Source organism: Streptomyces sp. BF23-19 (assembly GCF_041106355.1).
Lineage (GTDB): Bacteria > Actinomycetota > Actinomycetes > Streptomycetales > Streptomycetaceae > Streptomyces > Streptomyces virginiae_A.
In genome coordinates this window covers 80998-104486 of the sequence record NZ_JBGBPT010000020.1, presented here as the reverse complement: position 1 = coordinate 104486, position 23489 = coordinate 80998, and the positions used below count along the sequence as shown (strand labels likewise).

19 protein-coding genes are annotated in these 23489 nt (G+C 72.3%); 5 read left to right on the top strand and 14 right to left on the bottom strand.

Going from position 1 to position 23489, the window contains the following annotated elements:
• Positions 1 to 106 precede the first annotated feature (106 nt).
• From AB8A24_RS14385 to rimP, 3 genes are all read right to left on the bottom strand, one after another.
• A complete protein-coding gene (locus AB8A24_RS14385) occupies positions 107 to 391 on the bottom strand; it encodes a YlxR family protein (RefSeq protein WP_266379085.1) in 285 nt (94 codons plus the stop codon).
• Positions 392 to 536: 145 nt separating this feature from the next.
• Positions 537 to 1547, bottom strand: a complete 1011-nt coding sequence (nusA, locus tag AB8A24_RS14380; protein ID WP_266379088.1) for a transcription termination factor NusA — start codon at positions 1545 to 1547, stop codon at positions 537 to 539.
• A gap of 2 nt (positions 1548 to 1549) precedes the next feature.
• Positions 1550 to 2047: a ribosome maturation factor RimP gene (gene rimP / locus AB8A24_RS14375; RefSeq protein WP_030386337.1), complete on the bottom strand. Its 498-nt coding sequence runs from the start codon at positions 2045 to 2047 to the stop codon at positions 1550 to 1552.
• A gap of 179 nt (positions 2048 to 2226) precedes the next feature.
• Here rimP and AB8A24_RS14370 point away from each other — a divergent pair, with 179 nt between their 5' ends.
• From AB8A24_RS14370 to AB8A24_RS14355, 4 genes are read left to right on the top strand one after another with little or no spacing between them, the layout of a single operon-like run.
• The gene (locus AB8A24_RS14370; RefSeq protein WP_328961428.1) at positions 2227 to 2769 is read left to right on the top strand and encodes a hypothetical protein; all 543 of its coding nucleotides are present in this window, start codon (positions 2227 to 2229) and stop codon (positions 2767 to 2769) included.
• Positions 2766 to 3233 (top strand): ferritin-like domain-containing protein, encoded by a 468-nt coding sequence (locus AB8A24_RS14365; protein ID WP_266379096.1) that lies wholly within the window; start codon positions 2766 to 2768, stop codon positions 3231 to 3233. The genes AB8A24_RS14370 and AB8A24_RS14365 overlap by 4 nt, the downstream gene beginning before the upstream one ends.
• A gap of 16 nt (positions 3234 to 3249) precedes the next feature.
• Positions 3250 to 4152 carry an aminoglycoside phosphotransferase family protein gene (locus AB8A24_RS14360; protein ID WP_266482143.1) on the top strand — a complete coding sequence of 301 codons (903 nt, stop codon included), beginning with the start codon at positions 3250 to 3252 and terminating at the stop codon, positions 4150 to 4152.
• Positions 4153 to 4194: 42 nt separating this feature from the next.
• Positions 4195 to 5175 carry a slipin family protein gene (locus tag AB8A24_RS14355; protein ID WP_328961429.1) on the top strand — a complete coding sequence of 327 codons (981 nt, stop codon included), beginning with the start codon at positions 4195 to 4197 and terminating at the stop codon, positions 5173 to 5175.
• A 211-nt stretch (positions 5176 to 5386) separates the two neighbouring features.
• Here the strand turns inward: AB8A24_RS14355 and AB8A24_RS14350 are convergent, their stop codons facing one another.
• The 11 genes from AB8A24_RS14350 to AB8A24_RS14300 form a co-directional block, all read right to left on the bottom strand.
• Positions 5387 to 7084: a proline--tRNA ligase gene (locus AB8A24_RS14350; RefSeq protein WP_369475919.1), complete on the bottom strand. Its 1698-nt coding sequence runs from the start codon at positions 7082 to 7084 to the stop codon at positions 5387 to 5389.
• Between the two features lie 42 nt (positions 7085 to 7126).
• Entirely contained in the window at positions 7127 to 7669 is a 543-nt protein-coding gene (locus AB8A24_RS14345; protein ID WP_328961431.1) for a GNAT family N-acetyltransferase, read from the bottom strand.
• A gap of 100 nt (positions 7670 to 7769) precedes the next feature.
• Positions 7770 to 8612 (bottom strand): GNAT family N-acetyltransferase, encoded by an 843-nt coding sequence (locus tag AB8A24_RS14340; RefSeq protein ID WP_328965830.1) that lies wholly within the window; start codon positions 8610 to 8612, stop codon positions 7770 to 7772.
• Between the two features lie 154 nt (positions 8613 to 8766).
• Positions 8767 to 9924, bottom strand: coding sequence for a flavodoxin-dependent (E)-4-hydroxy-3-methylbut-2-enyl-diphosphate synthase (ispG, locus tag AB8A24_RS14335; RefSeq protein ID WP_030386345.1), 1158 nt, complete (start codon positions 9922 to 9924; stop codon positions 8767 to 8769).
• Between the two features lie 174 nt (positions 9925 to 10098).
• Positions 10099 to 11400 (bottom strand): RIP metalloprotease, encoded by a 1302-nt coding sequence (locus tag AB8A24_RS14330; protein WP_369475916.1) that lies wholly within the window; start codon positions 11398 to 11400, stop codon positions 10099 to 10101.
• A complete protein-coding gene (gene dxr / locus AB8A24_RS14325) occupies positions 11397 to 12650 on the bottom strand; it encodes a 1-deoxy-D-xylulose-5-phosphate reductoisomerase (protein WP_369475914.1) in 1254 nt (417 codons plus the stop codon). The genes AB8A24_RS14330 and dxr overlap by 4 nt, the downstream gene beginning before the upstream one ends.
• A 21-nt stretch (positions 12651 to 12671) precedes the next feature.
• On the bottom strand, positions 12672 to 14000 hold the full coding sequence (locus AB8A24_RS14320; RefSeq protein WP_369475913.1) for a hypothetical protein: 1329 nt from the start codon (positions 13998 to 14000) through the stop codon (positions 12672 to 12674).
• A 91-nt stretch (positions 14001 to 14091) separates the two neighbouring features.
• The gene (locus AB8A24_RS14315) at positions 14092 to 16023 is read right to left on the bottom strand and encodes an acyl-CoA dehydrogenase family protein (RefSeq protein WP_328961435.1); all 1932 of its coding nucleotides are present in this window, start codon (positions 16021 to 16023) and stop codon (positions 14092 to 14094) included.
• A 256-nt stretch (positions 16024 to 16279) separates the two neighbouring features.
• Positions 16280 to 17725 (bottom strand): aldehyde dehydrogenase family protein, encoded by a 1446-nt coding sequence (locus AB8A24_RS14310; RefSeq protein WP_328961436.1) that lies wholly within the window; start codon positions 17723 to 17725, stop codon positions 16280 to 16282.
• 146 nt (positions 17726 to 17871) lie between these two features.
• Positions 17872 to 19452 (bottom strand): PucR family transcriptional regulator, encoded by a 1581-nt coding sequence (locus tag AB8A24_RS14305; RefSeq protein ID WP_369475910.1) that lies wholly within the window; start codon positions 19450 to 19452, stop codon positions 17872 to 17874.
• 143 nt (positions 19453 to 19595) lie between these two features.
• The gene (locus tag AB8A24_RS14300) at positions 19596 to 21698 is read right to left on the bottom strand and encodes an ATP-binding protein (protein WP_369475908.1); all 2103 of its coding nucleotides are present in this window, start codon (positions 21696 to 21698) and stop codon (positions 19596 to 19598) included.
• A gap of 252 nt (positions 21699 to 21950) precedes the next feature.
• On the opposite strand from AB8A24_RS14300, the gene gabT reads away from it, so the two are divergent.
• Complete coding sequence (gene gabT / locus AB8A24_RS14295) at positions 21951 to 23297, top strand: 4-aminobutyrate--2-oxoglutarate transaminase (protein ID WP_030012869.1); 1347 nt, start codon at positions 21951 to 21953, stop codon at positions 23295 to 23297.
• Positions 23298 to 23489: the final 192 nt, after the last annotated feature.

Below are 23489 nucleotides of genomic sequence, written 5' to 3'. Positions count from 1 at the left end.
TCATGGGCGTACTCATCGCGTACTCATCGAGTGCTCATCGCAATCTCGACCTACTTCCAACTCGCGAGGTACCTGACCGCACGGTTATCCGTGCCGTACTACTTCTTTACGGTGTGCCCGGCCTATCGGCCACGGCTTTGCGCAGGTTCTCCGTGTCGAGCGCTCCGGCGGACCGAAGGGCCCGGGGGAACGCACGGCGGCGAATCGCCTGGTCGAGGCAGACCACGGCGGGGTGCACATACGCACCCCGACCCGGCCTCGTGCCGCGTGGATCGGGGACGCATGCGTCCCCGTCCGCCACGACGCGCAGCAGATCGTTCTTGGCCGCTCGCTCCCGACACCCCACACAGGTGCGTTCGGGGCATGCGCGGGCTTGCGTCCGGCCAGACACGCCTAAGTCTACCTCCCCGCACCGACCTCTCTCCCGACAAGTCGCGGGGGAAAGATCGAACGGCTGTTGTGTTGTCTTGTATCCGCCGCCGTAACGGCGGCCGTGCACCCTGTCTAACCTCCGGGCAAGCCCGGACGGTACCGGTTTATTCCCCGTCCCGGTCCCGGTCGGCGTCCGGGGACACCTCGGTGTCGGGACGGATGTCGATGCGCCAGCCGGTGAGCCGCGCGGCGAGGCGGGCGTTCTGGCCCTCCTTGCCGATGGCCAGCGACAGCTGGTAGTCCGGCACGGTCACCCGGGCGGACCGGGAGTCCCAGTCGACGACGTCGACCTTGCTCACCCGCGCGGGTGACAGCGCGTTCGCGACCATCTCCGCCGGGTCGTCCGACCAGTCGACGATGTCGATCTTCTCGCCGTGCAGCTCGGCCATCACGTTGCGCACGCGACTGCCCATCGGGCCGATGCAGGCGCCCTTCGGGTTGAGGCCCGAGCGGGTGGACCGCACGGCGATCTTGGTGCGGTGACCGGCCTCACGGGCGATCGCCGAGATCTCGACGCTGCCGTCGGCGATCTCCGGGACCTCCAGCGAGAAGAGCTTCTTCACCAGGTTGGGGTGGGTGCGCGAGAGGGTCACGGACGGACCGCGGACGCCCTTCGCCACTCGTACGACGTACGCCTTCAGGCGCAGGCCGTGCGTGTACTCCTCGCCGGGGACCTGCTCCTGCACCGGCAGGATGGCTTCCAGCTTGCCGATGTCGACGAGGACGTTCTTGGGGTCCTTGCCCTGCTGGACGACGCCGGTGATGACGTCGCCCTCACGGCCGGCGAACTCGCCGAAGGTCAGGTCGTCCTCGGCGTCGCGCAGGCGCTGCAGGATCACCTGCTTGGCGGTCGTCGCGGCGATCCGGCCGAAGTCCGACGGCGTGTCGTCGAACTCCTTGGGCTCCTGGCCCTCTTCGAGATCCCTCGGGTCTTCCGTCGCCCATACGACCACGTGACCGTTGGTGCGGTCCAGCACGACGCGAGCGCGGCGGAAGCTCCCCTCGGTCCGGTGGTACGCGATGAGGAGGGCCGACTCGATCGCCTCGACGAGCAGGTCGAAGGAGATCTCCTTCTCCCGGACCAGACCCCGCAGGGCACTCATGTCGATGTCCACGGCTACGCCTCCTCTTCCTTCTTGTCCTTGCGGTTGAACTCGATCTCGACACGCGCCTTGGCGATGTCGGTGAATGCGATACGCCGGGCGGTCGCCTTGCGGCCCTTCACGCCCGGGACTTCGAGGTCCAGGCCCTCGTCGTCGACTTCGAGAATGCGGGCGATCAGTTCCCCGCCCTCGGCGAGCTGGAACTTCACGAGACGGCCGATCGCCCGTACGTAGTGACGGTGCTCGGTCAGCGGGCGGTCGGCGCCCGGCGAGCTCACTTCGAGGACGTACTCGTCCTCACCCATCACATCGGTTTCGTCGAGCTTGTCGGAGACCTCGCGACTCAGCTCGGCACACGCGTCCAGCTCCACGCCCTCGTCGGAGTCCACGATGATCCGCAGCATCCGGCGCTTGCCCGCCCGGGACATCTCGATCTCTTCGAGGTCCAAGCCCTTGGCGGCGACGAGCGGCTCCAGCAGTCCGCGCAGCCTGTCGCTCTGGGTGGTGCTCATCCGGGTGACTCCTCGGCCGCGTGTGCTGTTGTGGTTTCCGTCGTGTGTCAGGTCAAAGGGTATCCGGTGTCGGAGGGTGTTGCCGTCCGCCCTGTGGACGGGGCCCCGGGTACCGTGATCACACCCTGCCCCGCCGGCAGTCCCGCCATCAGTCCCGTCATCACCCGGAGGACGTCGCCGTGCCCTGGACCCATCCTTCGAGACCGTCGCGCAGGAGCCTGCTCGCCGGTGCGGCCGGCGTGGCCGGCGCCGTGCTGCTGACCGGGTGTTCGGACGGCGGCGCTTCCGATGCCGACGTCACGATTCCACTCGAACGGCGGATGCGGGAGACAGCCGTTCGTGACAGTACGCGACTGCTGGAACGTTACGACGCCACCACGGCCGCCCATCCGGCCCTGGCCGCGCGGCTCGCTCCGCTGCGGGCCGCCGTCGCCGCCCACACCGCGGCCCTGTCCCTCACGCCTTCGGCCCCGCCGTCCCCCTCCCCGTCCCGGTCCGGCGGTACGGGTGCCGCCGCGCCCGCGGCGAGCGGCGAGCCGGTGCCGCCGAAGCCCGAGGAGGCGCTGAGCGAGCTCGCGGACGCCGAGCGCGGCCTGTCCGAGTCGCGGACCATCGACCTGGCCGGGGCCCCCGGCGAGCTGGCCCGGCTGCTGGCCTCGGTCGCCGCCTGCGGCGCCGTACACGCGTACCTGCTGACCTCGAACCCCGGAGCCACCTCGTGAAGCCCGAACCCTCCCCCGCCGGCCGGGCCCTGGAGGCCGCCCAGGCCGCGCTCGCCGCCGAGCACGCGGCCGCGTACGGCTACGGGGTGATCGGCGCCCGGTCCGGCGGCGCCCGTGCGACGCAGGCCCGCGAGTCGTACGGCGGCCACCTCGCGCGGCGTGACGCGCTGGCCCGGACCGTACGGGAGCTGGGTGGGGCGCCCCGGCCCGCGGAGGCCGCGTACGCCCTGCCGTTCGAGGTGCGCACCCCGGCCGACGCCGAGCGGCTGGCCGCCGAGATCGAGGACCGGGTGGCCGGCGCGTACTCCGATCTGGTGCGTGCCGCGGAGGGTCCGCTGCGCCGCGAGGCGGCCGACGCGCTGAGCGCGGCGGCAGTGCGCGCGGCACGCTGGCGTGGTGTCGGCGTAGCCTTCCCTGGGCTCACGGAACGCGCTGACGAGGCGCAACGGGCCCAGCACAGCTGAAAGGGACCACGCACGCATGGCTTTCGAACCGCCGCAGCGGCTTGTACGGGCGCTCGGCGAGATGCCGGAGACGGCGCAGGACACGGACTGGCTGGGGCAGTTGCCCCGACTCACCGAGGCCGCGCTGTCCCGGCGCGGGGTGGCGGCCCGCCGGGTGCAGGCCCCGGGTGGCCGTAGCAGCCTGGTGGTCCTCGTCACGTACGCCGACGGGACCCCGGCCGCACTGAAACTGGCGCCCCCGCACGCCCGGCCCGACCGGGAGCTGGCCGCACTGGCCCACTGGGGCGGTTTCGGGGCCGTACGGGTCCTCGACACGCGGCATCACGACGACGACGGGGCGCTGCTGCTGGAGCGGCTGCACCCGGAGGTGTCGCTGCGGTCGCTGCCGGAGGCGAAGGCCTTGCTGGAGGCGAGCGGCACGCTGCGCAGGCTGTGGGTGGCGCCGCCGGCCGGGCACGGGTGGGAGACGGTGGCGGAGCGCACCGAGTGGCAGTCGGCGGCCCTGCGGGCGGCTCCGGCGGAGACCCGGGCGCTGGCGGACACGGCGCTGGCCATGCGGGCGGAGCTGGTGGCGGCCCCGCCGGAGGAGCTGCTGCTGCACGGGAACTTCCGGCAGGGCAAGGTGCTGGCGGGTGAGCGGGCCCCGTGGCTGACGGTGGGCCCCGATCCGCTGGTCGGCGAGCGGGCGTACGACCTGGCGCGGCTGGTCCGGGACCGGCTGGAGGACCAGGTGGCCTCCTCGGCGGGGGCGGCGGGGGCCCGGCGCCGGGTGAACAAGCTGGCGGACGCGCTGGAGGTGGACCGAGAGCGGCTGCGGGGTTGGACGCTGTTCCGGGCGGTGGAGTCGGGTAACCGCGCGCTGGCCGCGGGGCGGCGCAGGGACGCGGAACTGCTGCTGGAGTTCGCTGCCTGGTTGTAGGGCATACCGTAGATATCAAGGTATGTCCGGCAGGGGGCCGTCATGGTCGAAGAACTGCTGACAGCGGCGATCGCCACGGGTGTGGGCGTCGCGGTCTACATGGGCGCCGCGGCCCGGGTGGTGAAGCAGTACGAGCGGGGCCTGGTCTTCCGCTTCGGCAGGCTGCGCGAGGAGGTCCGCGGGCCCGGCTTCACGACGATCGTTCCGCTCGTGGAGCGGCTCCGCAAGGTCAACATGCAGATCGTGACGCTGCCGGTGCCCGCGCAGGAGGGCATCACCCGGGACAACGTCACGGTGCGGGTGGACGCGGTCGTGTACTTCAAGGTCGTCGACCCGGCGAGCGCGATCGTGGCGGTGGAGGACTACCGCTTCGCCGTCTCGCAGATGGCACAGACCTCGCTGCGGTCGATCATCGGCAAGTCCGACCTGGACGATCTGCTGTCCAACCGGGAAATGCTCAACCAGGGGCTGGAGCTGATGATCGACAGCCCGGCGGTGGGCTGGGGCGTGCAGATCGACCGGGTCGAGATCAAGGACGTGTCGCTGCCGGAGACGATGAAACGGTCGATGGCCCGGCAGGCGGAGGCGGACCGGGAGCGCCGGGCGCGCGTGATCAACGCGGACGCGGAGCTGCAGGCCTCGCACAAGCTCGCCGAGGCGGCGGAGGTCATGTCGGAGCAGCCGGCGGCGCTGCAGTTGCGCCTGCTGCACACGATCGTGGCGGTGGCCGCCGAAAAGAACTCCACGCTGGTGCTGCCCTTCCCGGTGGAGCTGCTGCGCTTCCTCGAGCGCTCGGCCCCTCCGCCGGCGGCGGCGACGCCCGTGCGGAAGGAACCGGCCCCGGCCGGCCCGGCTTCCGAAGGCCCCGGGCCGGCCGAGGTCGCGGACGCAGCTGCGGCTGCGGACGCGGACGCCGACGCGCTCGACGGAGCTCCGGTGCCGGACGCGCTCGGTGGGCCGGCGGACGGGCTGATGCTCGACGCGCCCCCGCCGGAGGAGGAGCGGGAGGGGCTGCGCGAGTAGCCGCTGCGCGGAGCCTGCTCCCCGCCCCGCCCTTTCCCCGTTTCCCGGGCGCTGCCCGGACCCGCGCCTCAAACGCCGGCGAGGCTGAAATTGCGCTCCGCGCAGTCCAGCTCGCAGGCACCGTGCCGGTCCAGCCAGACATATCCAGCCCCGCCAGCGTTTGAGGCGCGGGGTCCGGGGCGGAGACCCGGGAGTCGCGCCGCGGTCGGCGCTACGACGTCAGGCGGGCGAGGGCTTCTGCCAGGGGGAGTTCCTCGCGGGTGCCCGTGGCGCGGTGCTGGAGTTCGACCACCCCGTCGGCGGAGCGGCGTCCCGCCACCAGGATCCACGGCACGCCGATCAGTTCCGCGTCCGTGAGCTTCACGCCGGGCGACAGGCCGGGCCGGTCGTCCAGCAGCACCCGCCGTCCCGCCGCGGCCAGGGTCGTCGCCGCCTCCTCCGCGAGCGCGAGCGGCACCGCCTTGCCCGCCGCCACCACGTGGACGTCGGCCGGGGCCACCGCCGCGGGCCAGCACAGACCGCGCTCGTCCGCCGTCTGCTCGGCCAGCGCCGCCACCGCGCGGGAGACGCCGATGCCGTAGGAGCCCATCGTGACCCGGACCGGCTTGCCCTCGCGGCCGAGGACGTCCAGCCCGAAGGCGTCCGCGTACTTGCGGCCCAGCTGGAAGATGTGCCCGATCTCGATCGCCCGGTCCAGCTTCAGCCCCGCCCCGCAGGACGGGCAGGGGTCGCCCGGCTCCACGACCACCACGTCCAGGTACTGATCCACCTCGAAGTCCCGCCCGCAGACGACGTTCCGGGCGTGCGTGTCCGCCCGGTTGGCGCCCGTCACCCAGGAAGTGCCGGGCGCGACACGGGGGTCGGCCAGGTAGCGGACCTTGTCCAGACCCTGCGGGCCCACGTAGCCGCGTACCAGGTCCGGGCGGCCCTCGAAGTCCTCGGCCGTCACCAACTCCACCACCGCCGGGGCCAGGTGCTCACCCAGCTTGCCGAGGTCCACCTCCCGGTCCCCCGGCACGCCCACGGCCGTGATCTCGCCGTCCACCTTGACCAGGAGGTTCTTCAACGTCGCGGAGGCGGGTACGCCCAGGTGCGCGGCCAGGGTCTCGATCGTCGGGGTGTCCGGGGTGTCCACCTCCTCCAACGCCGGGTGCTCCGCGGAGACGGGGGCCAGGGCGAAGGTCACGGCCTCCGTGTTCGCCGCGTAGTCGCAGGACGGGCAGTCCGCGAAGGCGTCCTCGCCCGCCTCGGCCGGGGCGAGGAACTCCTCCGACGCCGAGCCGCCCATCGCGCCCGAGACCGCCGACACGATCCGGTGGTCCAGGCCGAGCCGCTCGAAGATGCGGACGTACGCCTCGCGGTGGAGCCGGTAGGACTCCTCCAGCCCCTCGTCGGACACGTCGAAGGAGTAGGAGTCCTTCATCTGGAACTCGCGCCCGCGCAGCACCCCGGACCGGGGCCGCGCCTCGTCGCGGTACTTGGTCTGGATCTGGTACAGCATGACCGGCAGGTCCTTGTAGGAGGTGCACTGGTCCTTCACCACGAGGGTGAAGATCTCCTCGTGCGTGGGCCCGAGCAAGTAGTCCGCTCCCTTGCGGTCCTTGAGCCGGAACAGCAGGTCCCCGTACTCCGACCAGCGTCCGCTGACCTCGTACGGCTCCTTCGGCAGCAGGGCCGGGAGCAGTACCTCCTGGGCCCCGATCGCGTCCATCTCCTCGCGGACGACGCGCGAGACGTTGTCGAGGACCCGCTTGCCGAGCGGCAGCCACGTCCACACCCCGGCGGAGCTGCGTCGGACGTAGCCGGCGCGGACCAGGAGCCGGTGGCTGAGGGTTTCGGCGTCGGCCGGGTCCTCGCGGAGGGTCTTGGCCATGAGGCGGGACATGCGCTGCACGTGTTGCGTAGACATGTCGGGAGATTACCGGGGGCCCGGCGGCCCGCGGTACCGGTTTCAGCGCCTGGTCAGCGGCAGGGTGGCGCCCATGACCGCGTACGGCAGGCTCGCGCTCGGGAAGTGGACCTGGCGGGCGAGGTCGGTGTAGCCGAGGGCCCGGTAGAGGCCGCGTGCGGGGCTCTCGGTGTCGATGGCGGAGAGGATCGAGCGGGGCTCGGCTGCGTCGTCGGTGATGCCGGTGATCAGGGCGCGGCCGACGCCGTGGCCCTGGAAGCCGGGGTGGACGTGCAGCTCGGTGATCACGAAGGAGCCGTCGAGCCAGCCCTCGTGGCCGCCGGCGCGCAGGTAGGGCTCGACGATGGTGGACCACCAGTGGGTGCGGTCGTTCGGCATCCCGTACACGAATCCGGTGAGCGCCCCGTCCTCGGCGAACGCCCCGAGGGCGCGGGCGCCGCGGCAGGTCATGTGGCGCTGGACGATGTAGCGCCGGATGCCGACCTCCTCCTCGCTGAGGCCGAAGGCGACGGCCTGTACGCGCAGGGCCTCGTCCACGCGGGCGGCGAGGTCGAGGGGAGCGATGCGGACTCCGGAAGGCAGCATGCGGCGACCTTACTTCGCGGTACGGGGCTGCCGGAATGCCGCAGCCGGGGTCCGTGGCCCGCGGTTCGGATCAGGTGCGGCCAGGTGTCGGAACCGGGTGTCAGAAGAGCACGCTCATGAACGCGCCGACCTCGCGGAAGCCGACGCGCTGGTAGGCCGCCCGGGCGGCGGTGTTGAAATCGTTCACGTAGAGGCTGACCACGGGGGCGACGTCGCGCAGCGCGTAGGCGACGACGGCGGCCATCCCGGTCTCCGAGTGACCGAGGCCGCGGAACTCGGGGTCGACCCACACGCCCTGGATCTGGCAGGCGCGGGCGGTGGCGGCGCCGATCTCGGCCTTGAAGACGACCTTGCCGTCGTCGACGCGGGCGAAGGATCGGCCACTGGCGACGAGCTCGGCGACGCGGGCCTGGTAGAGCAGCCCGCCGTCACCGGCCATCGGCGAGATGCCGACCTCCTCGGTGAACATGGCCACGCAGGCGGGCATGATCAGCTCCATCTCGTCCTTGCGGATCCGGCGGACCTGAGGGTCGGCGTCGACCGTGGCGGACGGGCGCTCGATGACCATGAGCGGCTGGTGGGAGCGGACCTCGCGGGCCGGGCCCCAGCTGGGCTCCAGGAGTTGCCACAGCAGTCGGGTGGCCTCGGCGGGGCCGACGATGGAAGAGCAGCGGCGGCCGGTTCGGCGGGCCCGGTCGGCGAAGGCGCGTACGGCGTCGGGTCCGGCGCACACGGGGACCAGATTGGCGCCGGCGTAGCAGAGCGAGCGGAGCTCGCCGTCGGCGTACCAGCCCCACATCTCGCCGCCCAGGCGCCAGGGGTCGAGTCCGGCGACCTGGACCCGGGAGGTGACGAAGGCGTTCTCGACCGGCTCGCGTCCGAGGATTTCCATCGCGGCGTCGAGATCACTGGGCTCAAGGACCCGGGTGGTGGTCTGCGTCAACACTGGGGCCTCACCATGCAAGTCTGCTGATCTCCGCACTGTACCCGGCGGCGCCCGGGGATGCCGCGTCCGAGGTCACGAAAGAGCCCCGGCCCGCCCCCGAACTGCGGGAACGGCGCCGGGGCCACTGACGGGGCGGAATCTCTCGGAGAGATCAGACGCCGATGGCGACGGTGGGCTCGCCGCTCATCACGCCGTCCTTCTCCATCTGCTCGGCGATCTTCATGGCCTCTTCGATGAGGGTCTCCACGATCTTCGACTCGGGGACGGTCTTGATGACCTCGCCCTTCACGAAGATCTGGCCCTTGCCGTTGCCGGAGGCGACACCGAGGTCGGCCTCACGGGCCTCGCCCGGACCGTTGACGACGCAGCCCATGACCGCGACGCGCAGCGGGACCTCCATGCCCTCCAGGCCCGCCGTGACCTCCTCGGCCAGCTTGTAGACGTCGACCTGGGCGCGGCCGCAGGACGGGCAGGAGACGATCTCCAGGCGGCGCGGCTTGAGGTTCAGGGACTCCAGGATCTGGATGCCGACCTTGACCTCCTCCGCCGGCGGGGCGGAGAGGGAGACGCGGATGGTGTCGCCGATGCCCTCGGAGAGCAGCGCGCCGAAGGCGACGGCGGACTTGATGGTGCCCTGGAAGGCGGGGCCGGCCTCGGTGACGCCCAGGTGCAGCGGGTAGTCGCAGGCGGCGGCGAGCTGGCGGTAGGCGTTGACCATGACGACCGGGTCGTTGTGCTTGACCGAGATCTTGATGTCGCCGAAGCCGTGCTCCTCGAAGAGGGAGGCCTCCCAGAGCGCGGACTCGACCAGCGCCTCGGGGGTGGCCTTGCCGTACTTCTTCAGCAGGCGGGCGTCGAGGGAGCCGGCGTTCACACCGATGCGGATCGGCGTGCGCGTCTCGTTCGCGGCCTTCGCGATCTCCTTGACCTTGTCGTCGAACTGCTTGATGTTGCCCGGGTTCACCCGGACCGCGGCGCAGCCGGCGTCGATCGCGGCGAACACGTACTTGGGCTGGAAGTGGATGTCGGCGATGACCGGGATCTGCGACTTCTTGGCGATCACGGCGAGCGCGTCGGCGTCGTCCTGGGTCGGGCAGGCCACGCGGACGATGTCGCAGCCGGAGGCGGTGAGCTCGGCGATCTGCTGGAGCGTCGCCCCGATGTCGGAGGTCCTGGTCGTGGTCATCGACTGCACGGAGATCTGTGCGTCGCCGCCGACGGCCACCTTGCCGACCTGGATCTTGCGACTGACCCTGCGGTCGGCAAGCTTCGTCGGTACGGCCGGCATTCCGAGAGAGATGGCAGTCATCTGCTGTGCAACCCCAAGGTGTGGATCAAGGTCCCGAGATCGGCGGGCTCCAGGCTTCGAGATTACGCCAACCACGGCGTGGCCCGTGCATCCGAGGGGTGCGCCACCCGAACGTAGGGAGCCGGGCACGATCCGTGCCCGGCTCCCGTGGTCCTGGGGTAGAGCCCCCGCAAACTAGGTGATCTTGATCGGGTTCACCACGTCCGCGACCATCACCAGCAGGGTGAAGCAGATGAACAGGCCCGCGACCACGTACGCGACGGGCATCAGCTTCGCCACGTCGAACGGGCCGGGGTCGGGGCGTCGGAAGACCCGGGCGACGGTGCGCCGGACCGATTCCCACAGGGCACCGGCGATGTGCCCGCCGTCGAGCGGGAGCAGGGGCAGCATGTTGAACAGGAACAGCGAGAGGTTGAAGCCGGCCAGCAGGTTGAGGAAGAAGACCAGCTGGTGCTGGGCGGGGATGTCGAGGGTGAAGATCTCACCGCTGACCCGCGCGGCGCCGACGACGCCCATCGGGCTGTCCTGCTTGCGCTCGGCCCCGTTGAAGGCCGCGTTCCACAGGTCCGGGACCTTGGAGGGAAGGGCGACCAGCGACTCCACGCCGGCCTGCATCATCTCGCCCATGCGGTCGACGGACTGGCTGAAGGACTGCGGGACGTAGCCGGAGGCGGGGGCGAAGCCGAGGAAGCCCGCGGTGACGTACTCGTCCTTGACGTACCTGCCGCTGCCGTCCGTCTTGGCGACCTTGTTCTCGATCAGGTTCGCCTTGAGGTCCACCCGCTGCCCGGCCCGCTCCACCGTGATCGTGGCGGGTCCGACGGTGGCGCGGATGTCCTTCTGCAGGGCGGACCAGTCGCCGACCGACCGACCGTCGAAGGCGACGATCTTGTCGCCCGCCTTCAGGCCCGCGGCCTTGGCGGGGGCGGCCGGGTCGCCGGGGACGCACTTGTCGCGCTTCTCGCTCTGCTGGATGACGCAGTCCGAGACGGTGGCGACCGAGGTGGTCTGGGTGTTGAGCCCGAAGGTCATCAGGGTCGTGAGGAAGATCGCCACGGCCAGGACGAGGTTCATGAACGGCCCGGCGAACATCACGATCACGCGCTTCCACGGCTTGCGCGTGTAGAAGAGCCGGTTGTCGTCCCCGGGCTGGAGCTCCTCGTACGCGGCCGAGCGCGCGTCCTCGATCATCGACCGGAACGGCGAGGTGGAGCGGGCGGTGACCTTGCCGTCCTCGCCGGGCGGGAACATCCCGATCATGCGGATGTAGCCGCCCATCGGGATGGCCTTGATCCCGTACTCGGTCTCGCCCTTCCTCCGCGACCAGATGGTCGGCCCGAAGCCCACCATGTACTGCGGCACGCGAATGCCGAAGATCTTGGCCGTGGAGAGGTGCCCCAGCTCGTGCCACGCGATGGAGACCAGCAGGCCGACCGCGAAGACCACGACCCCGAGCACCGTCATCAGTAGTGTCATGCGCGCGCCTCCGCGGCGGTCCGAGCCGCCATCTCCCGCGCCCGGGCCCTGGCCCAGGCCTCCGCTTCTAGGACGTCCTGGACCGTCAGGGAGGTTCCCGACTCAGGTGTCCCGTGCTCATCGACCACGGCAGAGACCGTATCCATGATTGCTGTGAACGGCAGCCGACCTGCCAGGAATGCTTCCACGCACTCCTCGTTGGCCGCGTTGAACACGGCCGGGGCGGTGCCGCCGAGGGTGCCCACGTGCCGGGCGAGGCCCACCGACGGGAAGGCCTCGGTGTCCAGCGGGAAGAACTCCCAGGTGGATGCCTTGGTCCAGTCGAAGGCGGGGGCCGCGTCCGGGATCCGCTGGGGCCAGCCGAGGCCGATCGCGATGGGGCCGCGCATGTCCGGCGGGGTGGCCTGGGCGAGCGTGGAGCCGTCGGTGAACTCCACCATCGAGTGCACGTAGGACTGCGGGTGGACCACGACCTCGATCTGCTCGAAGGGGATGTCGTAGAGCAGGTGCGCCTCGATGACCTCCAGCCCCTTGTTGACCAGGGTCGCCGAATTGACGGTGATCACCGGGCCCATGGCCCAGGTGGGGTGGGCGAGCGCGTCCTCGACGGTGACCTTCGCCAGCTCGGCGCCGGTACGGCCGCGGAAGGGGCCGCCGGAGGCGGTCACCACGAGCTTGCGGACGTCGGCGCGGGTGCCGGCGGCCAGCGCCTGGAACAGCGCGGCGTGCTCGGAGTCCACGGGGATGATCTGGCCGGGCTCGGCGAGGGCCTTGACCAGCGGGCCGCCGACGATCAGCGACTCCTTGTTGGCCAGGGCCAGGGTCCGGCCCGCCCGCAGCGCGGCGAGGGTCGGCGCGAGGCCGATGGAACCGGTGATGCCGTTGAGGACGGTGTGGCACTCGGAGGCGGCGAGTTCGGCCGCGGCGTCCGGACCGGCGAGGATCTCGGGCAGCGGCTCGGACGGCCCGTACCGGGCGCTCAGCGCCTCTTTCAGGGCCGGTACGACGTCCTCGCGGGCCACGGCCACGGCCTTGACCCGCAGCTGCCGGGCCTGTTCGGCCAGCAGCTCCACCCGCCCGCCGGCGGCGGACAGCGCGGTGACCCTGAAACGGTCAGGGTTGCGCAGGGCGAGGTCGATGGCCTGGGTCCCGATGGACCCGGTGGACCCGAGGATGACGATGTCCCGGAGGCCGGCCGCGGGGTCGAAGAGGAGGTGCGGGTCGGCGAGGGGGGCTGGGCGGTCGCTCATGCCCCCCATTGTTGCCGCAAGTCACGAGCGGCCGGACACGGAGCCCCCTTCCGTTACCCGCAGAAGCAGGTGCGGGAGCGTTCCGGCGAACTCAGGGAGCGTACGGGCCACCCTCCACCAGGCTTCGGGGTCATCGTCGAGGGCGAGGGCCAGCAGCTGGTCGGCCTCGGCGTGGGAGGCCAGGACGGCCGCGGGGCGGTCGTGCCGGTCGGGATGGTCCACGTCGCCCAGCCAGTGGTCCTGGTCGAGGGCCCAGCAGGCGGGCAGCTTGTGCCGGATCACGTCCTGGCCGGTGAGCAGGCCGCGGTCGAGGCAGTCGCGCACCCAGCGGATGTCCTCCGCGACGCTGTCCATCGGTACGGCGAGGCTCGTCAGGGCCAGCTCGCGCTGCACGCCCCCGTAGGGCTCGCCGGCCGTCGGCGTCAGGTGGCGTACGGCGCGGACGAGGTCGGGGCCGGGCTCACCCGCGTCGGCCGCCTCGGGCACGGTGCCGTCGGCCAGGGCGGCGACCAGCGCGGGCAGCGGGCCCCGGTGGCCGGGGACGTGCCGCAGCAGTTCCGCCCACAGGCGGGGGTCGTCCCCCAGCGGGCGCAGGGCCCGCAGGACGGCCGTCCGCATGCCGGCCTGTTCGGGCAGGGTCCAGCGCAGACCGTCGGTGTCGGGGAGGCGGGCGAGCAGCAGGGTCCGGTGCGCGGGGGCGATGTGGGTGACGAGTTCCTCGTGCGTGACCAGGCCCATCCGCACGGCGCGGACGGCGGGCCGGTGCCAGGAGCGCCCGTCCGACGGGCCCGCCGGGGCGGCCAGGAAGGCGTGGACGGTCTCCAGCGGCAGGTCCAGGGCGAGCAGCAGGGCCTCGACCGCGCCGGTCGGCAGGGGCTCGCGCAGGTGCTCGGCGAGCAGCCGGCCCGGGTCCGACCGGTGCCGCAGCGCCAGGATGTCCAGCGGGACCCGCGGTCCGCGCCGGCCGTGCCGGCGCAGCAGGCCGACGAGTTCGGTCGCGTCCAGCGGTTCCTCGGCGGGGTCCCTGCCGAGCTCGGCGCGGAGCACCGGCAGGAGTTCGGGTGGGGTGCGGCGGCGGGCGTAGCGGGCGGGTCCGGGCAGGCCGGGGAGCGGCCGGCCGACGACCCGGGGGTTGCGCGCGATGAAGGTCCGGTCGGCGGCGCCGCCGTGGCGCAGCAGCAGGGTGACGGTCGAGGCCGACAGCCACTCGTCCCGGCACAGGTACTTGCGGGTGGGCTCGTCCAGCCTGCCGATCATGTCGGTGACGACGTGGTCCGGTGCGTGGCGCAGCAGGTGCGCCACGCACCAGGCCAGCCGTCGGCTGGTGCGGTCTTCCTCGGCCGTCGACATCGTTCTCGTCCGCCTCGCGCTGTGCTCGTACGCGTACCAGTACTCGTACTCATCCTCGTACGTCTGTCCGACGTTCGGCGATGATCGCAGGTCAGCGGATGGGGCGGTGTGCGTTTTTCCGGGTCGAGGGTCCGGGCGTCGCGTCCGCGATCCAGGGGCCGTCGCCGGAGGGGTCGAGGACGCCCTCCTCCAGCCAGGTGTAGGTGCCGGACAGCACGCCCGCGACCACCTTGCGGTCGAGGTCGTCGGTGTTGGACCAGAGCCGGCCGAAGAGCTCCTCGACGCGCAGCCGGGACTGCTCGCAGAAGGCGTCGGCGAGCTGGTAGGCCTCGCGGCCGTGGGCGCCGGTGGCGCGCAGGTGCTCGGCGCGGACGCAGGCCGCGCTCATCGCGAAGAGCTCGGCGCCGATGTCGACGATCCGGCCGAGGAAGCCCTGCTTGGTCTCCATCCGGCCCTGCCAGCGGGACATGGCGTAGAAGGTGGAGCGGGCGAGTTTGCGGGCGCTGCGTTCCACGTAGCGCAGGTGGGTGGAGAGGTCGGGGTGGCCGCCCGGGTGGAAGGCGCGGTAGGTGCCGGGTACCTGGCCGGGGCCGGTGGCGAGCTTGGGCAGCCAGCGGGCGTAGAACCCGGCGGCGCGGGCTCCGGCCTTGGCCTTGTCGCCGAGTGCCTTCTCCGGGTCGATGAGGTCGCCCGCCACCGAGAGGTGGGCGTCGACGGCCTCGCGGGCGATCAGCAGGTGCATGATCTCGGTGGAGCCCTCGAAGATCCGGTTGATGCGCAGGTCGCGGAGCATCTGCTCGGCGGGGACGGCGCGTTCGCCGCGGGCGGCGAGGGACTCGGCGGTCTCGAAGCCGCGCCCGCCGCGGATCTGGACGAGTTCGTCGGCCATCAGGCAGGCCATCTCGGAGCCGTAGAGCTTGGCGAGGGCGGCCTCGATGCGGATGTCGTTGCGGTCCTCGTCGGCCATCTGGGAGGCGAGGTCGACGACCGCTTCGAGGGCGAAGGTGGTGGCGGCGATGAAGGAGATCTTGGCGCCGACCGCCTCGTGGCGCGCGACCGGCCGGCCCCACTGCTCGCGTACGCCGGACCACTCGCGGGCGATCTTCAGGCACCACTTGCCGGCGCCGACGCACATGGCGGGCAGGGACAGCCGGCCGGTGTTGAGCGTGGTCAGGGCGATCTTGAGCCCGGCGCCCTCGGCGCCGATGCGCTGGGCCGCGGGGACCCGGACCTGGTGGAAGCGGGTGACGCCGTTCTCCAGGCCGCGCAGGCCCATGAAGGCGTTGCGGTGCTCGACGGTGATCCCCGGCGAATCCGCCTCGACGACGAAGGCGGTGATCCCTCCCCGGTGGTTCTCGGACTTCGGTACGCGGGCCATCACGACGAGCAGGTCCGCGACGACCCCGTTGGTCGTCCACAGCTTCACGCCGTCGAGCACGTAGTCGTCGCCGTCGGGGACCGCCGTGGTGGCCAGGCGCGCCGGGTCGGAACCCACGTCGGGCTCGGTGAGCAGGAAGGCGCTGATGGCGGTGGTGGCGCAGCGGGGCAGGTAGGCGTCCTTCTGCTCCTGCGTGCCGAACATCTTCAGCGGCTGGGGCACGCCGATCGACTGGTGGGCGGAGAGCAGCGCCCCGATGGCCGGGCTGACCGAGCCGACGAGGGCCAGCGCCTTGTTGTAGTAGACCTGGGTGAGACCGAGGCCGCCGTACTTGGGGTCGATCTTCATGCCGAGTGCGCCGAGCTCCTTGAGGCCGCGCACGGTCTCGTCGGGGATCTTCGCCTCGCGCTCGATGAGCGCCCCGTCGATGCGGGTCTCGCAGAACTCCCGCAGCCGGGCCAGGAAGGCCTCGCCCCGCCGGACGTCCTCGTCGGCGGGGAGCGGATGGGGGTGGATCAGGTCGAGCCGGAAGCGTCCGAGGAACAGTTCCTTGGCGAAACTGGGTTTGCGCCAGTCCTGTTCCCGGGCCGCCTCCGCGACCTGCCGTGCCTCGCGCTCGGTCACCTTGGGCTGTGTTGCGGACATGAGGGGACTCACCTCGCCGCCGAAGTCGGGGGTCCACCGGCATTACCAGCCGGTGCTACCTGTGAGTCGTACCCTCTCCGGCCCGCCGGGAAAAGCCGGGCCGTCCGAGCGAGGGAAATCCGGCCCGGCCGCGCGGCTACGCCCAGGCGGGTGAGCCGAAGGGCGCGCCGGAGGCGAACCGGGCCCAGAGTGAAAAGGGGACGGCCGGAGCCCCCGCACAGTAGGCTCCGGCCGTCGGCTCTTGGGCCGTACGAGATCAGATGTCGAGGCCGGTCAGGACCAGGACCCGCTCGTACGTGTAGTCGTCCATCGCGTAGCGGACGCCCTCGCGGCCCACACCGGACTGCTTGACGCCGCCGTACGGCATCTGGTCGGCGCGGTAGGACGGCGCGTCGCCGATGATCACACCGCCGACCTCGAGCTCGCGGTGGGCGCGGAACGCGGTCTGCACGTTGCGGGTGAAGACGCCGGCCTGCAGACCGAACTTCGAGTCGTTGACGGCGGCGAAGGCCTCGTCGGTGTTCTCGACCTTCTTCAGCGTCAGGACCGGCCCGAAGACCTCCTCGGTGGCGAGCTTGACGCCGTCCGGCACGTGGGCCAGGACGGTGGGCTCGTACGAGGCGCCCGCGCGCTTGCCGCCGGTGAGCAGCTTGGCTCCGCCGGCCACGGCCTCGTCGACCCAGGACTCGACACGCTGGGCGGCGGCCTCGGAGACGAGGGGGCCGACGTCGGTGGCGGAGTCGGACGGGTCACCGGTGACCTGCGCCTGGACCTTCTCGACGACCTTCTCGACGAGGCGGTCGTAGACGGAGGCGTCGGCGATCACGCGCTGCACGGAGATGCAGGACTGGCCGGCCTGGTAGTTCGAGAAGGTCGCGATACGGGTCGCGGCCCAGTCGAGGTCTGCCTCGGAGGACCAGTCGTCCAGGACGACGGCCGCGGCGTTGCCGCCGAGCTCCAGGGTGCAGTGCTTGTGGGGCACCGACTGCTGGATGGCGTAGCCGACGGTGTCGGAGCCGGTGAAGGAGATGACGGGCAGGCGCTCGTCCTTGACCAGGGCCGGCATCTTGTCGTTGGCGACCGGCAGGACCGACCAGGAGCCGGCCGGGAGGTCGGTCTCGGCGAGCAGCTCGCCCAGGATCAGTCCGGACAGCGGCGTGGCCGGGGCGGGCTTGAGGATGATCGGCGCGCCGACGGCGATGGCCGGGGCCACCTTGTGGGCGCACAGGTTCAGCGGGAAGTTGAACGGCGCGATGCCGAGGACCGGGCCCTTGACGAAGCGGCGGGTCAGCGCGAGACGGCCGACACCACCGGCGTCGGTGTCGAGGCGCTGGGCCTCTCCGCCGTTGAAGCGGCGGGCCTCTTCGGCGGCGAAGCGGAACACGGACACCGCACGGCCGACCTCGCCGCGGGCCCACTTGACGGGCTTGCCGTTCTCTGCGGAGATCAGCTGGGCGATCTCCTCGGTGCGCTCGGCGAGCCGCTTGGACACGTGGTCCAGGGCGGCGGCGCGTACGTGGGCGGGGGTCGCGGAGAACTCCGCCGTCACGGCGTGCGCCGCGGCCACGGCTTCTTCGACCTGCTCGTCGGTGGGCACGCTGACCGTGCCGACCGGTCGGCCGTCCCACGGGGAGTGGACGTCGAAGCTGTCCTCGCCGGTGGCCTGGCGGCCGGCGAGCCAGAAGGCGTGGGTGGAAGTCATGCGAATCCCGGCCCTTCGAGAGTGTGCGGTGGGTCCTGACCCCTCCACCGTAGAACTCCGTCGGGGTTTCGGCGTTTGTCCCTGATGGAGCGGCGGGTCGTCGCGCTTCGCCGCTTTGTCACTGTCCGGCCGCGGAGCGGGAGCTCCTAGGACGGAGTGGAGGTGGCCTTGAGGGCGAGCCACAGTTCCATGCGGACGTCCGGGTCCTCCAGGGAGCGGCCGAGGATCTCCTCGACCCGCTTCATCCGGTAGCGCAGGGTGTGCCGGTGCACGCCGAGGTCGGCCGCGGCCGCGTCCCACTGCCCGTGGCGGGAGAGCCAGGCCTGGAGCGAAGCCACCAGGTCGCCGCGCCCGGTCGCGTCGTGCTCCCGCAGGGCGCGCAGGGTGCCGTCCGCGAAGGCTCGTACGGCGTCGTCGGCCAGCAGCGGCAGGACCGAGCCCGCCGCCATGTCCTCGTGCTCCACCATCGGCCGGCCGCGGCGCCGGGCCACGGCCAGGGCCTGGTCGGCCTGCTTGAGGGCCGCCGCCACACTGCCCGGTCCGGCCGGCGCGGACAGGCCGACCACCAGCTCGTCCGGCTCCGGCCCGGCCGCGTCCCGGCCGCGCCGCGCCTCCAGTACCTCGGCGTGGTCCACGCACGCCTGTACGGCCGAGCCCCCGTCGGAGGCCAGGACCACGAGCCGGCCCGCCTCCGGGACGACGAGCAGCGCCTCCCCGGTCCGGGCCGCGGCCGACTCCACCGCGTCGGACAGCAGCGCCAGGCCTTCCGGCTGGGCGGTCCCCGCGAGGGCCGGCTCGGCCACGACGATCCGGAACGGCGCCTCCAGCAGGGCCCCGTACAGGTCCCCGGCCACGGAGCGCGCGTGGTCCGCCTCGCCCGCGAGCAGCATCCGCAGCACCGCGGCCCCCAGTCGGGACTCGGCGTCGTGCAGCGAGCGCGAGCGCTCGGTGGTGAGGGTGAGCAGCGCGACGGCGGAGTGGACGGCGTACCGCTCGGCCGTGCCCAGCGGGGCCGCGGTACCGACGGCGAGCGCGCCGCGCGCCCGCCGGCCCGTGCCCAGGGACTGGAGTTCGACGCGGTCCTCGGAGCCGCCGACCACGGCGCTCGCGGGCGCCGGGCGCTCCCGCAGCCGTTCCACGTCGGGGGTCAGCCGGGCGGCGCGGCGCGCGGCCCAGTCGGGTGCGGCCGCGACGACCGCGCCCGAGGTGTCGTACAGGGCGGCCCAGCCGTGGACGTGCGCGGCCAGTTTCACGAGCAGCTCGGTGGGGCCCTCGACGGAGAGCGCGGCCCGCGTCAGTTCCCGCTGGGCCTCGAACCCGGCGGTCACGGCCCGGTACTGGTCCGCCGCGAGGGCCGCGGAGACCGCCTTGCTGATCGCCAGGAAGGGGGTCCGCCGGGGTACCTCCAGCAGCGGCATGTCCTCGGTGCGCGCGGCCTCGACCAGCGCCTCGGGGATCTCCTCGTAGTTGACCCCGATCGCGAAGCCGATGCCGACGACCCCGGCCGCGGCGAGGCGGCGTACGTAGGCGCGCATCTCCTGCGGGTCCCCCGCGTCCAGCTTCATCGCGGTGATCAGGAGCAGCTCCCCGCCCTCCATGTAGGGGACGGGGTCGGCGAGCTCACTGACGTGGGCCCAGCGCACCGGGGTGTCGAGGCGACCCTCCCCCGCCCGGACGCTGAGCTTGAGCGCCGAGTGCTGGACGAGTGAGGCGAGGGTGAGCGGCATCGGTTACCAGTGGCCTTAGCGGGAGGGGGCGACGGAGCGGAGAGCGGCCGGCACAGGTGGAGGGGAGAACCGCCGGCGGATTTCGCCGTGTCGTACGAACGACTCCCCTCGATTCTGCCACCTCGTACGGGTCGGGGTGCGGGTCAGGACGTTCCGGCCAGGCGGACCAGCAGCGGAGCCGCGCGTTCCCCGCGTACCGAGGTCAGCGACAGCACCGCGTGCCCCGGTGGCACGGCGTGCGCCAGATCCGAGGCGGACCACCGCTCGCGCTCCACCTGGCGCACGGTCACCGCGTCCGTGGTGACGGCCTTGCCGGTGACGAGCTTGCGGAAGGAGTGCATCAGCCGCGTGAGCGGCTGGTCGGCGAAGACGGTGCGGTGGGTGACGTCCCGCGTCTCCACCCACTCCGTGCCCCAGGCCTCGGCGAACCGCTTGCCGTCCCAGGTGGTGACCCCGGAGAAGGCCATCCGGCAGCCGACGGACCCGAGCAGCGGTGTGCGCAGCTCCTCCGGTACGTCGTCCAGCGTGCGCAGCGTGAGCAGGACGCCCGCGTGCGCCGAGCGCAGCCGCTGGACGCCCCGCACGGTCCCGGCGGTCAGGGTGTGGGAGGCGTCGTCGAAGGCGAGGAGGGCGAAGAGGGAGCGGTCGGTGCGGGCGGCCGCGGCGGCGTTGAACTGGGCGAGCAGCAGCCGGGCCAGCATTCGGGAGGCGTCGGCGTGCCCGCGTTCGGGCAGGTCGACGCGGACGCGGATCGGGTGCTCCAGGGCGCGCAGGGAGAACGGCCGGCCCTGGCCGGTGGTGTCGAAGAAGCCGGCGAAGGCGGGCCGGTCCAGCAGGGCCACCCGGTCGGCGAGGGCCGGGCCGGGGTCGGCGGGGGCGCCGTGCTGGCGGGCGCGGGCGTCGAGCTCGCGCAGCATGGCGTGCTGCCCGGCGAGGTCGCGGCGCAGGGCGTCGAAGGCGGTGGGCAGCCCGTCGAGCAGCTCGCGCAGCTCGGGTACGGCCGGGAAGCGCTCGTACGCCGCCCGGAACGGCCCGAGGAGCTGGGCGAGGGCGGTCGCGGCCCGGCGTACGTCGATCCCGGGGACGTCTCCGACGAAGGCCTCGGCGAGCAGGGTGGCGGCCTCGTCGGGGTCGGTGGCGCCGCCGTAGAGGTCGAGGTCGTAGACGGAGGCGGGGTCGCCGACGCGGACCACGACGTCGAAGGCGGCGTCCGGGCCGAGCTGGGCGCCGGCGGCTCCGACGGCGACGACGGCGGCCTGGCCGGCGAGGGCCTGGAGCGAGAGCGACTCGACGACGGGCCGCACCAGCTGCCGGGTCTTGCCGGTGCCGGAGGGTCCGACGGCGAGCAGGGAGGTGCCGAGCACGTCGGGGTCGAGGGCGAGGGCGGTGCCGCGGCGGGGGTAGGGGTTGCGGGTGCCGTCCTCGACGGTGCCGAGCAGTACCTGCCGGGCGAGCAGATCGTGCCGGGCGGCCCGCACGGGCAGGTCCCGCGCCCCGGACGGGTGCACGCAGGCGGCGGCGCCCTTGTCGCGCACGGCGTCGGCGAAGGCCCGCATGCGCGAGGGGTCGACGCGCACCGAGTCCCACGCGCGCCGGATCCGGGTGTAGTCCACGTCGTTCATCCGCCCACCCCCGGCCTCCGCCTCCAACCGCTCGGCCACCTCCCCGAGCCCGGCGGCCCGCAACTGGGGCCAGCGCGCGGGGTCGTCCGGGCCGCCGGCCCCGGGGCGGGTGGTGTCGGCGGGGTGTGCGGGCTGCACCGCGCGCAGGACACGGCTGCTGAGAAGTCGGCGGCCCAGTTCGGGCCAGCGGCCGAGTCGACCGAAGCCGATCACCAGGACGGTGGCGACCATGCCGTACCAGACGTAGGAGGCCACGACGGACGGGAGCTTTCCGGCCCAGGAGTCGGGCGTGAACATGTAGAGCGGCCAGAGCCAGAAGGCACCGAGGTAGCCGTTCCACAGCAGCGACCACAGCAGCAGCCCCGCGAGCAGGGAGATCAGCGCCCCGCTGATGAGTTGGCGGGTGGGGGTCTCCTCGGGCTCCTCGGCGGCCCGCGGCACGTGCCCGTACGTCCACACGCCCGGACCGTCCGAGGAGCGCGGGTGGCGCAGCCAGTCGCCCAGCGTCGGGGCGGCCGTCGGCGCGTGCGAGGGCTTCGGGGGGAGGCCGGGTGGCGGCGACGCCGGTCTCGGGACGTGCCCCACCCGGGGCGGGCGCGTCTCGTGCGTGCCGTCGGTGTCCATGAAACCCCTGCCCCCTGCCCGTGCCTGCGCTGCGTCGCTCAATGTAGTTGCCCGGCGCCGGCCGTGGGCCCGTACTCGTGCTCCGATTCGCCGCGCCGTCCACAAGACGCGTGCCCGCGTCCTTCCTATGGCCGTCACGGACAAGGACACGCGGTGATCACTACCGAACGGAGCATGCAGGACCCCCGCTCCCGGGCCTAGCCTGCGGACAAAGAGACAAGTGCGTCCGAAAACACCCCCCAGGAGCCCTCTATGACCGCTGTTCCGCAGGAGCGCAAGATCGTCACCGCGATCCCCGGCCCGAAGTCGCAGGAACTGCAGGCCCGTCGCCTGCAGACCGTGGCCGGTGGCGTGGGCTCCGTGCTGCCCGTCTTCACGGCCCGCGCGGGCGGCGGCATCATCGAGGACGTCGACGGCAACCGCCTGATCGACTTCGGCTCCGGCATCGCCGTGACCTCGGTCGGCGCCTCCGCCGAGGCCGTCGTGCGTCGCGCCTCCGCGCAGCTCGCCGACTTCACCCACACCTGTTTCATGGTCACCCCGTACGAGGGCTACGTCGAGGTCTGCGAGGCCCTCGCCGAGCTGACCCCGGGCACCCACGCCAAGAAGTCGGCCCTGTTCAACTCCGGCGCCGAGGCCGTCGAGAACGCGGTCAAGATCGCCCGTTCGTACACCAAGCGCCAGGCCGTCGTCGTCTTCGACCACGGCTACCACGGCCGTACGAACCTCACCATGGCGCTGACGGCGAAGAACATGCCGTACAAGCAGGGCTTCGGTCCGTTCGCCCCCGAGGTCTACCGCGTCCCGGTCGCCTACGGCTACCGCTGGCCCACCGGCGCCGAGAACTGCGGCCCCGAGGCCGCCGCCCAGGCGATCGACCAGATCACCAAGCAGATCGGCGCCGAGAACGTCGCCGCGATCATCATCGAGCCGGTCCTCGGCGAGGGCGGCTTCATCGAGCCGGCCAAGGGCTTCCTGCCCGCGATCGTGAAGTTCGCCAACGACAACGGCATCGTCTTCGTCGCCGACGAGATCCAGTCCGGCTTCTGCCGCACCGGCCAGTGGTTCGCGTGCGAGGACGAGGGCATCGTCCCGGACCTGATCACCACCGCCAAGGGCATCGCGGGCGGTCTGCCGCTCGCCGCCGTGACCGGCCGCGCCGAGATCATGGACGCCGCGCACGCGGGTGGCCTGGGTGGTACCTACGGCGGTAACCCGGTGGCCTGCGCCGGTGCGCTCGGCTCCATCGAGACCATGAAGGAGCTCGACCTCAACGCCGCGGCGAAGAAGATCGAGTCCGTCATGAAGGCCCGCCTGACGGCCATGCAGGAGAAGTACGACATCATCGGCGACATCCGCGGCCGCGGCGCCATGATCGCGATCGAGCTGGTCAAGGACCCGGTGTCCAAGACCCCGTTCCCGGAGGCGGCCGGCGCGCTCGCCAAGGCCTGCCACGCCGAGGGCCTGCTCGTCCTCACCTGCGGCACCTACGGCAACGTGCTCCGCTTCCTCCCGCCGATCGTCATCGGCGAGGACCTGCTGAACGAGGGCCTGGACCTCATCGAGGCCGCGTTCGCGGCCATCGGCACGGCCATCTGATCGAACGGCTAGAACGTGCGCACGCTGCAACCGGCACCTACCGGCGGTAACGGGCGGACGCTGTGAAGAAGCTGTGGGGGGCCGATGGCGGGAGCGCGATCCTGCTGTCGGTCCCCCTTTCGCTGCCGTACGGTTTCTGCAGATGAGTGAGACACCCCGCTCCAGGGAAACCGGGGGCGACACCAGTACTGG

What these genes read in the sequence shown, in the direction of transcription:
- AB8A24_RS14315 (WP_328961435.1), bottom strand. Translation starts at nt 16,023, where the DNA reads ATGTCCGCAACACAGCCCAAGGTGACCGAGCGCGAGGCACGGCAGGTC.
- AB8A24_RS14360 (WP_266482143.1), top strand. Translation starts at nt 3,250, where the DNA reads ATGGCTTTCGAACCGCCGCAGCGGCTTGTACGGGCGCTCGGCGAGATG.
- rimP (WP_030386337.1), bottom strand. Translation starts at nt 2,047, where the DNA reads ATGAGCACCACCCAGAGCGACAGGCTGCGCGGACTGCTGGAGCCGCTC.
- AB8A24_RS14350 (WP_369475919.1), bottom strand. Translation starts at nt 7,084, where the DNA reads ATGTCTACGCAACACGTGCAGCGCATGTCCCGCCTCATGGCCAAGACC.
- AB8A24_RS14345 (WP_328961431.1), bottom strand. Translation starts at nt 7,669, where the DNA reads ATGCTGCCTTCCGGAGTCCGCATCGCTCCCCTCGACCTCGCCGCCCGC.
- AB8A24_RS14300 (WP_369475908.1), bottom strand. Translation starts at nt 21,698, where the DNA reads ATGGACACCGACGGCACGCACGAGACGCGCCCGCCCCGGGTGGGGCAC.
- ispG (WP_030386345.1), bottom strand. Translation starts at nt 9,924, where the DNA reads ATGACTGCCATCTCTCTCGGAATGCCGGCCGTACCGACGAAGCTTGCC.
- AB8A24_RS14330 (WP_369475916.1), bottom strand. Translation starts at nt 11,400, where the DNA reads ATGACACTACTGATGACGGTGCTCGGGGTCGTGGTCTTCGCGGTCGGC.
- AB8A24_RS14305 (WP_369475910.1), bottom strand. Translation starts at nt 19,452, where the DNA reads ATGCCGCTCACCCTCGCCTCACTCGTCCAGCACTCGGCGCTCAAGCTC.
- dxr (WP_369475914.1), bottom strand. Translation starts at nt 12,650, where the DNA reads ATGAGCGACCGCCCAGCCCCCCTCGCCGACCCGCACCTCCTCTTCGAC.
- AB8A24_RS14355 (WP_328961429.1), top strand. Translation starts at nt 4,195, where the DNA reads ATGGTCGAAGAACTGCTGACAGCGGCGATCGCCACGGGTGTGGGCGTC.
- AB8A24_RS14320 (WP_369475913.1), bottom strand. Translation starts at nt 14,000, where the DNA reads ATGTCGACGGCCGAGGAAGACCGCACCAGCCGACGGCTGGCCTGGTGC.
- AB8A24_RS14310 (WP_328961436.1), bottom strand. Translation starts at nt 17,725, where the DNA reads ATGACTTCCACCCACGCCTTCTGGCTCGCCGGCCGCCAGGCCACCGGC.
- gabT (WP_030012869.1), top strand. Translation starts at nt 21,951, where the DNA reads ATGACCGCTGTTCCGCAGGAGCGCAAGATCGTCACCGCGATCCCCGGC.